Annotated in this window: 11 protein-coding genes; 7 read left to right on the plus strand and 4 right to left on the minus strand. The window is 70.3% G+C overall.

Annotation, left to right across the window (positions count from 1 at the left end):
- The first annotated feature begins 71 nt into the window (after window positions 1-71).
- The gene (locus ACWFR4_RS25450; RefSeq protein WP_453468366.1) at window positions 72-926 is read left to right on the plus strand and encodes a sulfurtransferase; all 855 of its coding nucleotides are present in this window, start codon (window positions 72-74) and stop codon (window positions 924-926) included.
- Between the two features lie 107 nt (window positions 927-1,033).
- On the opposite strand, the gene sepH is transcribed toward ACWFR4_RS25450, so the two are convergent.
- The gene (sepH, locus tag ACWFR4_RS25455; protein ID WP_453466911.1) at window positions 1,034-2,104 is read right to left on the minus strand and encodes a septation protein SepH; all 1,071 of its coding nucleotides are present in this window, start codon (window positions 2,102-2,104) and stop codon (window positions 1,034-1,036) included.
- Between the two features lie 539 nt (window positions 2,105-2,643).
- Between sepH and ACWFR4_RS25460 the strand changes: the two genes are divergently transcribed.
- A complete protein-coding gene (locus ACWFR4_RS25460) occupies window positions 2,644-3,762 on the plus strand; it encodes a hypothetical protein (RefSeq protein WP_453654685.1) in 1,119 nt (372 codons plus the stop codon).
- A 6-nt stretch (window positions 3,763-3,768) separates the two neighbouring features.
- Here ACWFR4_RS25460 and ACWFR4_RS25465 read toward each other — a convergent pair whose 3' ends face one another.
- Complete coding sequence (locus ACWFR4_RS25465; RefSeq protein WP_453466907.1) at window positions 3,769-5,130, minus strand: D-arabinono-1,4-lactone oxidase; 1,362 nt, start codon at window positions 5,128-5,130, stop codon at window positions 3,769-3,771.
- Window positions 5,057-6,328 (minus strand): MFS transporter, encoded by a 1,272-nt coding sequence (locus ACWFR4_RS25470; RefSeq protein WP_326710727.1) that lies wholly within the window; start codon window positions 6,326-6,328, stop codon window positions 5,057-5,059. The genes ACWFR4_RS25465 and ACWFR4_RS25470 overlap by 74 nt, the downstream gene beginning before the upstream one ends.
- A gap of 106 nt (window positions 6,329-6,434) precedes the next feature.
- Here ACWFR4_RS25470 and ACWFR4_RS25475 point away from each other — a divergent pair, with 106 nt between their 5' ends.
- Window positions 6,435-7,571, plus strand: coding sequence for a ferrochelatase (locus tag ACWFR4_RS25475; RefSeq protein ID WP_453654687.1), 1,137 nt, complete (start codon window positions 6,435-6,437; stop codon window positions 7,569-7,571).
- Window positions 7,572-7,581: 10 nt separating this feature from the next.
- The gene (locus tag ACWFR4_RS25480; protein ID WP_453466903.1) at window positions 7,582-8,379 is read left to right on the plus strand and encodes an inositol monophosphatase family protein; all 798 of its coding nucleotides are present in this window, start codon (window positions 7,582-7,584) and stop codon (window positions 8,377-8,379) included.
- A gap of 114 nt (window positions 8,380-8,493) precedes the next feature.
- Here the strand turns inward: ACWFR4_RS25480 and ACWFR4_RS25485 are convergent, their stop codons facing one another.
- Window positions 8,494-8,667 (minus strand): hypothetical protein, encoded by a 174-nt coding sequence (locus tag ACWFR4_RS25485; RefSeq protein ID WP_165914605.1) that lies wholly within the window; start codon window positions 8,665-8,667, stop codon window positions 8,494-8,496.
- A gap of 322 nt (window positions 8,668-8,989) precedes the next feature.
- Here ACWFR4_RS25485 and ACWFR4_RS25490 point away from each other — a divergent pair, with 322 nt between their 5' ends.
- From ACWFR4_RS25490 to ACWFR4_RS25500, 3 genes are all read left to right on the plus strand, one after another.
- Complete coding sequence (locus ACWFR4_RS25490) at window positions 8,990-9,643, plus strand: response regulator transcription factor (protein ID WP_055544891.1); 654 nt, start codon at window positions 8,990-8,992, stop codon at window positions 9,641-9,643.
- A 6-nt stretch (window positions 9,644-9,649) separates the two neighbouring features.
- Complete coding sequence (locus ACWFR4_RS25495; protein ID WP_453466901.1) at window positions 9,650-10,894, plus strand: sensor histidine kinase; 1,245 nt, start codon at window positions 9,650-9,652, stop codon at window positions 10,892-10,894.
- 461 nt (window positions 10,895-11,355) lie between these two features.
- Complete coding sequence (locus ACWFR4_RS25500) at window positions 11,356-11,652, plus strand: DUF4193 domain-containing protein (RefSeq protein WP_030357326.1); 297 nt, start codon at window positions 11,356-11,358, stop codon at window positions 11,650-11,652.
- Window positions 11,653-11,665: the final 13 nt, after the last annotated feature.

An 11,665-nucleotide genomic window follows, 5' to 3' on the forward strand; every position in this document is an offset into this window, starting at 1 on the left:
GCTCGGTAGTCGATCGTGCACGCTAGCCGACCGACGGCGCTCGGGCCAGAGCATGAGCAAGGATGGCCCTCATGAATGCCATCATCTCCGCAACCGAACTCGCGAGCGAGTCGGCGGGTGGGAACCCGCCGGTCATCCTCGACGTCCGCTGGCAGCTGAGCATGGCCAAGGCCTCGGGGGCCCCGGCCTTCGACGGGCGGGCCGCATACGAGGCCGGACACATCCCCGGCGCGGTCTACGTCGACCTCGACGCCGACCTCGCGGGACCGGCCGGAGCGGCCGGCCGGCATCCGCTGCCGGACGTCGCGTCCTTCGGCGCCGTGATGCGGCGGGCCGGTGTGTCGGCCGACCGGGACGTCGTCGTGTATGACGGCGGGCAGGGCTGGGCCGCCGCGCGCACCTGGTGGATGCTGCGCTGGACGGGTCACTCGTCCGTGCGAGTGCTCGACGGCGGTCTCGGCGCGTGGGAGGGCCCGCTGGAGACCGCGGTGCCGTCGCCCGTGCCGGGCGCCTTCGAGCCCGCGCCGGGCGCCGTGGGGCTCTTGGACGCCGACGGGGCGGCCGCGCTGGCCCGCTCGGGGGTCCTGCTCGACGCCCGCGCCGCCGAGCGCTACCGGGGCGACGTGGAGCCGATCGACCGCGTCGGCGGCCATATCCCGGGCGCGGTGTCCGCTCCGACGTCGGAGAACGTGGCGCAGGACGGCCGTTTCCTGCCCGCCGAAGCGCTCGCCTCCCGCTTCAAGTCCCTTGGCGCGTCCGGGGATTCGGGCGAGGTGGGCGTGTACTGCGGCTCCGGAGTCTCGGGCGCCCACGAAGTGCTCGCCCTCGCGGTGGCGGGCATCGACGCGGCGCTGTACGTCGGTTCATGGTCCGAGTGGTCCTCGGACGAGTCGCGCCCCGTGGCGACCGGCCCCGATCCTCAGTAGGGCCTCGGCAGTTGAGTACGCGAGAGGCCCGCGCCGACGTGGCGCGGGCCTCTTCTGCGTACGGTTCGTGTTCTGCGTACGCCTCGGCATCTCCGTACGGCTTGTGGCTAGTCCTGCTTCTTGCGGCGGGTGCCGAAGACGATCTCGTCCCAGCTCGGCACGGCCGCGCGCCGTCCGGGACGGACCCCGTCGGCCTCGGCCTGGCGGTCGGTGGTGCCGGTGAGACGGTCCCGGTGTCCCGCGACGCTGCGGGGCATAAGGACGTCCGCGTAGGCGGAACCCGCTCCCGCGGACGCGGCGGGAGCCGGGGGCTCCTCCGCCTCGGCGGGCTCAGGCTCGTCCGTGACGGGCTCGGGTGCGGGCACCGTGGGGCGCTCGGGGACCACGATGTCGCCCCGGTAGCTGGGTACGGCTTCCAGGAGGCTGGTCAGCGAGTCACGCTCGGCGGCGGAGACGGCCGTCGGGCTCTCGTCGGTGATCTCCATTGCGGGGGCCGGCGGCGCGGGACGCTCCAACTGCCGGTCGAGGGCGCGGTCGAGCGGGCGGTCGCGGGGCAGCCTCGCGATGCGCGGCACGAACGGAAAGCTGGGTTCCGGCGCGGCGATGTCGTCGGTCTCGCCGATGAGTGAGCGCGCCTCGTCGTCGACGGCCTGGACGAGCCGCCGGGGCGGGTCGTACGTCCAGCTCGCCGAGTGCGGCTCACCCGCGACCAGGTAGACGAGCAGGACTTCCCAGGTGCCGTCGTCGCGACGCCAGGAGTCCCACTGGATGGTCTCCCTGTCGGCGCCGCGCAGCACCAGACGCTCCTGCACCGCCTCGCCGAGCTGGGGGCCGGCGTTCTCGCCGGGGCGGCGCACGGGGGTCTTCCTGGCCCGCTCGGCCATGAAGGCGCGCTCCGCGAGGACAGGGCCCTCGAAGCGGCGGACACGGTCGACGGGGATGCCGGCGAGCTGGGCCACCTCCTCGGCGGAGGCACCGGCACGTATACGCGCCTGGATGTCACGGGGGCGGAGATGGCTCTCCACCTCGATCTCGATCTGGCCGAGGCGCGGACGGTCGCCGCGCACGGCGGCCCGGAGGCGCTCATCGATCGGAAGCGTGTACTCCGTGCTGTCCGCAGCCTTCAGCACCAGCCGTGTGCCGTCGTTAGAGACGGCCACGACACGCAGTTCGGGCATGGGGACCTCCCGGGTGGTGCCTGCCGACGTCACGTGCGTCGCTGCTTCCGCTAGTCGAGTGTGGCCTGCCCGGGTGCAGCCTGCCACAACCTTGCCGAGTTGCCCGGCGTGTCGGGCCTGGGCCCTGGATCGCCGTTATGGCACGGTTACCTGTTCGCAACGCTAAGTGACCGAGCTCGTCACCCTGTGCAACGAACCCCCTCCCGGCGGTCCTGGAGGCCCCGGGCACCCTGACGGGAGACCGGACCCAGGGCTCGCAACGGTACTCCATTCGGGCCACTCGGGTGGACCGGCACGCCATCGAAGTTCTCATGGGGGACGGGAGTTGGGTACGGGGCATCCCTCGTTCGGGGTTCATCGGCGTGGCGTGCTTCACGGAATCCCCAGAAACGGAACTAATCACTTCGTGCATCCGTCCCTATCTCGTGAAGTAAGTCGAGAAAGGCAGGCAAGGGTCGGAGATGGGCGAGAAGCCGGAAACCTCCCAAGATGCACAAGAAAAGCCCAAGGGGAAGCGGCTCGACCTGAATTTGCCCCAGGTGGCGGGCAGCGCCGTGGCCGCCGTGGTGGCGGCCAAGCTGGCCGCCGGGCTCGGCGTGTACGGGACGATCGTGGGCGCGGGAGTGGTGAGCGTGCTGGCCACCTGCGGCGGCTCGCTCTTCCAGCACTTCTTCCGGCGCACGGGCGAGCAGATACGTGATGTCGCGGGCCAGGCGATACCCAAGGGCCGGCAGGTCCCGGTGACGGGCGACGGGCGTCCGGTACCGGAGACCTTCCGGTCCGACGCGGTCGCCGCTTCCGTGACGCCGCCCGCGGCGACGACGGCGATGCGGACCGACGTGCTCCCGAGGACGACGACCTGGGGGCTGGGCGGCGCACCGGCACAGGACGCCGACGCGACGACTGTCCTCCCGGCGCTGGACGCCGAGCGGACGCGGTTCCTCAAGGCGGGTAGCGGCGATCCGGATCGGACGCAGCTCCTGACAGCCGGTGGTGGCCATCCGGACCGGACCCTGCTCCTGAATGCAGGCGTCGGCGGTGGCGATCCGGAGAAGACCCAGTTGCTCAGGGCCGGGGCCGGTGGTCCGGAACTGCCGCCTCCGCCGGGCGACTTGGGCGACGGGTCCACGGACGGGCTCATCAACGGACTCCCCGACGAGTTCACCGAAGGGACCACGCACCGCGCGCGCGTGCGGAGCTGGAAGCGGCCCCTCGTCGCCGCTGCCGTGGTCTTCGGAGTGACCATGGGCGGCATCACGACGTACGAGCTCGCCTCGGGGCAGAGTTTCAACGGTGACGGTCAGCGGACAACGCTCCGCGAGGCCTTCACCGGGGGAGGCGCCTCCTCGTCCCGCAACGACGACACCCCCGTGCCGAGCACCTCGCAGGAGCCGTCGGACAGCACCAGTTCCGGGACGCAGAGCGGCACGCCGCAGGGCGGCGGTGGGGCGCACAAGGGCGACACCGAGGAGCCCACGCCCACGCCCAGCGCGAGCGAGGACTCCCCAACCGGTCACGACAACGGATCGGGCAGCGGTTCCGGGACCGGCGGGGACAAGTCCACGCCCACGCCGACCCCGACGCCCACTCCGAGTACCTCGCAGAGCAGCGACGGAGCCGACGTGCCGCAGCAGAAGGCCGAGACGCCCGCGGAGTGAGCGCGGTCAGTCGCCGATGACCCGCCGCAGATAGTCGTTGGCGAACAGGCGGTCCGGGTCGAGGCGGTCGCGCAGCTCCTTGAACTCGCCGAGGCGCGGATAGACCGTCGAGAAGTAGTCCGCGTCGCGCGTGTGCACCTTGCCCCAGTGCGGCCGGCCCTCGTGCGCGGTGAAGATGCGCTCGGCCGCCGTGAAATAGGCCTGGTACGGAGTGCCCTTGTACATGTGGACGGCGATGTACGCGCTCTCCCGGCCGGACGCCGTGGACAGCGTGATGTCGTCCGCGGGGGCCGTGCGGACCTCGACGGGGAAGCTGATGCGCAGGTTCGAGCGATCGACCATGGACTTCAGCTCGCGCAGTGTCTCGACGAGGGCCTCGCGCGGAACGGCGTACTCCATCTCCACGAAGCGGACGCGGCGCGGGGACGTGAAGACCTTGTAAGGGATGTCCGTGTAGGTGCGGGCGGAGAGCGCGCGGCTGGAGATCTTCGCGATCGACGGGATCGTCGAGGGGACCGCGCGGCCGAGTGAATTGACCGCCTGGAAGAGGCCGTTCGACAGGAGCTCGTCCTCGAGGAAGCTGCTGAACCTGCTGACGGGGGCTTCCGGCCCGGCGCTGCGGTTGTTGCGCTTGGTGTTGCAGTTGCCGGTGTGCGGGAACCAGTAGAACTCGAAGTGCTCGTTCTCCGCGTACAGCGCGTCGAAGTCGTTCGTGACCCTGTCGAAGGTCATCGGCTCCTCGCGGGCGGTGAGCAGGAAGATCGGCTCCACGGCGAACGTGATCGCCGTGATGATGCCGAGGGCACCGAGTCCGATCCGTGCGGCCGCGAAGACCGCGCGTTCCTCGTCGGTCCCCTTCTCCGAGCAGGTGAGGACCGAGCCGTCGGCGGTGACCAGTTCGAGGCCCTTGATCTGCGCGGATATCGACGCCGATTCGCGGCCCGTGCCGTGCGTGCCGGTGCTGGTGGCACCCGACACCGTCTGCTCCATGATGTCGCCCATGTTCGTGAGCGACAGGCCCTCGCGGGCCAGGGCGAGGTTGAGTCGCTTGAGCGGGGTGCCGGCCTCCACCGTGACGGTGCCGGCTTCGCGGTCAATGTTGCGGATGCCGGTCAAGAGTTGAGGGCGTATCAATACACCTTCGGTCGCCGCCGCCGCGGTGAACGAGTGCCCCGTGCCGACAGCCTTCACCTTCAGGCCGTCGTCGGCGGCTGCGCGGACGGCCGCCGAGAGCTCCTCCACCGACGCGGGCGTCACCTCGCGGACCGGCCGGGCGGTGACGTTCCCCGCCCAGTTACGCCACGGTTCGTTCCGTGTCCTGGCCTGCCGGGCTTGCGTCGTTTCGCTGCCCGAGTTCCCCGTGCTCATTGGTTCCTCCCCGCTGCGGCACCGGCTGCTTCAGCCGGCGGTACCCCAGGAACCCGACCGCCACCGCGACGGCGCCGGCCACGGCCGGAACCCCGTACCCGGCCTTCGCGCCGGCGGCGTCGATCACCCAGCCGGCCGCGGAGGAGCCGAGCGCGACACCGACCGCGAGTCCGGTGCTCACCCAGGTCATGCCCTCGGTCAGTTTCGCGCGTGGTACGTGCTGCTCGACGAGGGCCATCGTCGTGATCATCGTCGGTGCGATGGACAGGCCCGCGACAAAGAGCGCCACGGCCAGAAACGGAAGGTTCCCGACCAGTAGGAGGGGGATCATACTCACGGCCGTCGTGCAGACACCGACCAGCCACCGGCGTGCGGGCGCCCCCTTGAAGTGCAGCAGCCCGAAGACCGCCCCCGCGGCGCAGGAGCCCGCCGCGTACACCGCGAGCACGAGACTGGCAGCCGCCTTGTGGCCCTCGTCCTCGGCGAACGCGACCGTCACCACGTCCACCGCGCCGAAGATCGTGCCCGTCGCCACGAACGTCGCCACCAGGACCTGAAGACCGCGCGACCTCAGGGCGGACCCCCCGGAGTGCTGTCCGCGCGGATGCGGCACCGGCTCGGTCGCGCGCTGCGCCGTCAGCCAGAAGACACCGGCCGCGAGGAAACAGCCCGCGAGAAGAGGCCCCGCCTCCGGGAACCAGGCGGTCGACAGACCGATCGAGATGATCGGCCCGAAGATGAAGCACACCTCGTCGATGACGGACTCGAAGGAGTACGCGGTGTGCAGCTGAGGGGTGTCCCTGTAGAGGGCCGCCCAGCGCGCCCGGACCATCGATCCGACGCTCGGCACACAGCCGATCAGGGCGGCGAAGACGAACAGCGTCCAGTCCGGCGCCTCGAACTTCGCGCACAGGAGCAGACCGGCGACGGCGACGAGCGAGACCAGGGCGGCGGGCCGCAGCACACGGCGCTGCCCGTGCCGGTCGACGAGGCGTGAGATCTGCGGGCCGATGGCCGCCGCCGAGAGCGCCACGGTGGCGGACAGGCCACCCGCGAGCCCGTATCGGCCGGTCAGCTGGGAGACCATGGTGACGATCCCGATGCCCATCATCGACAGGGGCATCCGGCCCAGGAACCCGGCGACCGAGAAGCTCTTGGTGCCGGGCAGGGCGAATATGGCGCGGTAGGGGCTGGGCAAGTCGACTCCGGTAAGGCGCGTAGGTGGCCAAGACAGCTTACGGGTCCCGGGGCTTACGGGCATGGCCGTTTTCCGCCCGTCAGTGACGGGTGGCAGGATCAAAGGCATGTCCGATGCGCTCGATCCCACGCCCTTCGACGGCTACGACGCCCTGCTGCTGCTCTCGTTCGGAGGCCCCGAAGGCCCGGACGACGTGGTCCCGTTCCTGGAGAACGTGACGCGTGGCCGGGGAATCCCCAAGGAGCGGCTCAAGGAGGTGGGGCAGCACTACTTCCTGTTCGGCGGGGTCAGCCCCATCAACGAGCAGAACCGCGCCCTGCTGGACGCGCTCCGCAAGGACTTCGCGGACCACGGCCTCGACCTGCCCGTCCACTGGGGCAATCGGAACTGGGCGCCGTACCTGACGGACACCCTCCGCGAGATGGTCGCCGACGGCCACCGGCGCATCCTCGTCCTCGCGACCAGCGCGTACGCGTCGTACTCGGGCTGCCGGCAGTACCGCGAGAATCTCGCGGAGTCCCTCGCCGCCCTGGAAGCGGAGGGGCTGGAAGTGCCGCGCGTCGACAAACTGCGGCACTACTTCAACCACCCCGGCTTCGTGCGCCCCATGATCGACGGTGTCCTGAGATCGCTCGCCGACCTCCCCGACGACGTGCGGGACGGTGCCCACATCGCGTTCACGACGCACTCCATCCCGACCGCGGCCGCCGACGTCTCCGGGCCGGTCGACGACCACGGCGACGGCGGTGCCTACGTGAAGGAGCACCTGGACGTCGCGCGCGTGATCGCCGACGCGGTCCGTGAGGAGACCGGGGTCGACCACCCCTGGCAGCTCGTCTACCAGTCGCGGTCCGGCGCCCCGCACATCCCGTGGCTGGAGCCCGACATCTGCGACCACCTCGAAGAGCGGCACGGCGCCGGTGTGCCGGCCGTCGTGATGGCGCCCATCGGGTTCGTCTCCGACCACATGGAGGTCCTGTACGACCTCGACACCGAGGCCACGGCCAAGGCCGCCGAACTCGGCCTGCCGGTGCGCCGCTCCGCCACGGTCGGCGCGGACCCCCGCTTCGCCGCCGCCGTCCGCGACCTCGTCCTCGAGCGGGCCGCCGCCGAGCGCGGCCGGACCGTCACGCCGTGCGCCCTGGGCGCGCTCGGCGCGAGCCACAACCTCTGCCCGGTGGGCTGCTGCCCCTCCCGTGCCCCCAAGCCCGCGGCCGCGGGCGCCGACAGCCCGTACGCGTAAGGATCTCGACGTGACAGACCTGAAGGCCGAACTCCTCGAGGTCGCCCTGGAGGCCGCCGCCCGCGCAGGGACCTTCCTGCGCGACGGCCGCCCCGCCGACCTCGGCGTCGCCGCCACCAAGACCAGCGCCGTGGACGTCGTCACGGAGATGGACATCGCCTCCGAGAAGCTGATCACCGGCTTCCTCGCCGAGCGCAGGCCGGACGACGGCGTCCTGGGCGAGGAGGGAGCGAGCACCGAGGGCAGCAGCGGGATCACCTGGGTGATCGACCCCATCGACGGAACGGTCAACTACCTGTACGGGCGCCCCGAATGGTCGGTCTCGATCGCCGCTCGCCAGGGCGACGAGACTCTCGTCGGTGTCGTCGCGGCGCCCCTGCGCGGCGAGACCTACCGCGCGGTCCTCGGCCAGGGCGCGTTCGTGAACGACCGCCCTGCACACGCGCGCGTGGCGCCCCCCTTCGAGCAGGCGCTCGTCGGCACGGGATTCGGCTACCTCGCCGCACGCCGGGCCCACCAGGCCGATGTCGTACGGGAGTTGGTGCCTCACGTGCGCGACATCCGGCGCGGTGGTTCGGCCGCCATCGACCTCTGTGACGTCGCTGTCGGACGCCTCGACGCGTACTACGAGCGCGGCCTGAACCCCTGGGACCTGGCGGCCGGAGACCTCATCGCCAGGGAGGCGGGCGCGCTCACCGGCGGCCGCCCGGGTGAGGTGCCTTCCGGCGAGCTGACGATCGCGGCGCCGCCCGGACTCTTCGAGCAGCTCCAGAACCGCCTTGAGGAGCTCGGGGCCTGGCACGACTGACGGACAGCGGCCTCCCGAGCGCGCAGGAAGCCCGGGAACGGCACAAGAACGGCACAAGAAAGGGCCCCGGCGCCTGCCTGGATCGACCAGGCGCCGGGGCCCTTCCGTACTGCGTCAGACGCGCGCGACGCCGAGCTCCACACCGTGTTCGGCGGCGAGCCGATGCAGGTCGTCCAGCTCGTCCTGCTCGATCTCGACGAGGAATTCGTCGCCCGTCTCGCGAGCCCGGCTCAGATCGGACTCGGTCGCCTTGATGCGCTGCAGAAGTCCTGCGGTGAATGCGTCCATGGTTGCGCCCCCTCGTCCTGGGTCGTGGGTCGTGGCACCGGGGTGTGCCCTCGGAAGGGGCGATCACGTCTCACACCGCCCTGCGGAAAGCGGGTCGTGGCACGCCACATACAAAGCGTGATCGCGGGTGTAAAACCGTCCTCCCCGCGCTCACTTACGCAGAAACCTCGACCGGCCAGAAAATCCCGCGTTCCCGGGGCGCCCCATCGCCTTACAGCCGGTTTATGGCCGAAAGGGGCAGGATGGAGCCCACACTCCACGACCCGGACCTGCTCACAGGTGCTCAAAACCTGCCCGCAGGTCACACAGGAAGGACAGCGACGTGCGCGTACTCGTCGTCGAGGACGAGCAGCTGCTCGCCGATGCGGTGGCCACCGGACTGCGCCGGGAGGCCATGGCCGTCGACGTCGTGTACGACGGTGCGGCCGCCCTCGAGCGCATCGGCGTGAACGACTACGACGTGGTCGTCCTCGACCGGGACCTCCCGCTCGTGCACGGCGACGACGTCTGCCGCAAGATCGTCGAACTGGGCATGCCGACCCGCGTTCTGATGCTGACCGCCTCCGGCGACGTCAGCGACCGCGTCGAGGGCTTGGAGATCGGAGCCGACGACTACCTGCCCAAGCCGTTCGCGTTCAGCGAGCTGACGGCCCGCGTGCGGGCGCTCGGACGCCGTACGAGCGTGCCGCTGCCGCCCGTCCTCGAACGCGCGGGCATCAAGCTCGACCCGAACCGCCGCGAGGTCTTCCGCGACGGCAAGGAGATCCAGCTCGCACCCAAGGAGTTCGCCGTCCTCGAGGTGCTGCTGCGCAGCGAGGGTGCCGTCGTCTCGGCCGAGCAGCTCCTGGAGAAGGCGTGGGACGAGAACACGGACCCCTTCACGAACGTTGTTCGGGTCACCGTCATGACCCTGCGCCGCAAGCTCGGAGAGCCCGCCGTCATCGTGACCGTGCCCGGCTCCGGATACCGGATCTGATCCCCTGTGGCCTCGACACCGGCGCCACCGGCCGCGCCTCCGAAACCCACATGGGACCCCAGAAAAGCCGAGCCGCCCTACCCGTGGCTGCGCCCGACCATCCGTATACGCCTCACCCTGCTGTACGGCGGCATGTTCCTGATCGCCGGCATCGTGCTGCTGTCGATCATCTATCTGCTCGCCGCGCAGGCGCTGAACGTCGGCAGTGACCTTCCGTTCACCGTCACGAACGGCTCGGTGAGCAGCGGCACCTGCCGTAACTTCTCGGGCCTCCCCGACCACCCCACGACGGGCCAGCTCAACGCCGCGCTGAACGAGTGCGTCAACGAGATGCGTCAGCACGCACTCGACAACCTCCTCAGCCGCTCGCTCCTCGCCCTGCTCGGCCTCGCCGTGATCGCGTTCGCCTTCGGGTACGCGATGGCGGGCCGCGTCCTGTCCCCGCTGGGCCGCATCACGCGAACCGCGCGCCGGGTGGCCGGCACGGACCTGTCGCGGCGCATCGAGCTGGACGGCCCGGACGACGAGCTGAAGGAGCTCGCCGACACCTTCGACGACATGCTCGACCGCCTGGAGAGAGCCTTCACCGCGCAGCAGCGGTTCGTCGGCAACGCTTCGCACGAGCTGCGCACCCCGCTCGCGATCAACCGCACGCTCCTGGAGGTCCACCTCTCCGATCCCGGGGCGCCGATGGAACTCCAGCAGCTCGGCAAGACGCTGCTGGCGACGAACGAGCGCAGCGAGCAACTCGTCGAGGGCCTGCTCCTGCTCGCCCGCAGCGACAACCAGATCGTGGAGCGCAAACCGGTCGACCTCGCCGAGGTCGCCTCGCAGGCCATCGACCAGGCCCGCTCGGAGGCCGACGCGAAGGGCGTCGAGATCCGCGGCGAGCGCAAGGAGGCCGTCGTCCAGGGCAACGGCGTGCTCCTGGAGCGCATCGCCCTGAACCTCGTCCAGAACGCCGTCCGGTACAACGTCCCGGAGGGCGGCTGGGTCGAGGTCACCACCGAGGCCCAGCACGGCCAGGCGGTCCTCGTGGTGTCCAATACGGGGCCCGTGGTGCCCGCGTACGAGATCGACAACCTCTTCGAGCCGTTCCGGCGACTGCGCACCGAGCGCACAGGGAGCGACAAGGGGGTGGGGCTCGGTCTGTCGATCGCCCGCTCGGTGGCGCGCGCTCATGGGGGCCGTATCATCGCGGAGCCGCGGGAAGGGGGTGGGCTCGTCATGCGGGTCACCCTGCCGATCTGAGGCCTCCGAGACGCGTGTCACCTCCCGATCTGAGCGTTCCGAGATGCGGGTCGGCGACCGATCTGAGATGCTTCCGCCGACGTGCCGGGGGAGTTCGCTTTTAGCGGAATTTTCGGGACCTGGTCCCGCGAAGACCGTGTGTGATCGATCACAAGGGCGAATTTCCGGCCATCTACTCTCCGTGATCGCAAAAGCCCCCGGAAAGCCTGGAAAATCCGGGTTTTCAGGGGCCCTGATCACGGGAAGTACACGGGGTGGCGCCCGTGAAGTGGGACCTTTGGACCGTGTACGGTCCCGATCGCCGTCCAACCCGATCACTCATGAGGGATCCGGTTGGGTGTCGATTGAGTAACAGACCTTGATGTGAGGCAAAATCTCCGCCTCAGGTCGGGCACAAAGTCCGGCCTCCCGCGCGTTGTGCGCTGGAGACACCGCATACACCCAGAGGGGGAGAGCGACACATGGCAACGGATTACGACACCCCACGCAAGACCGACGATGACGTCAACGAGGACAGCATCGAGGAGCTCAAGGCTCGTCGGAACGACAAGTCGACGTCGTCGGTCGACGTCGACGAGTTCGAGGCCGCCGAAGGCCTGGAGCTCCCGGGAGCCGACCTCTCGAACGAGGAGCTGGCCGTCCGGGTCCTGCCCAAGCAGCAGGACGAGTTCACCTGCATGAGCTGCTTCCTGGTGCACCACAGGAGCCAGCTGGCCCGCGAGAAGAACGGCCAGCCGATCTGCCGCGACTGCGACTGAGGCAGGGTCGGCC

The sequence above is a fragment of the Streptomyces sp. NPDC055140 genome, from assembly GCF_053607285.1.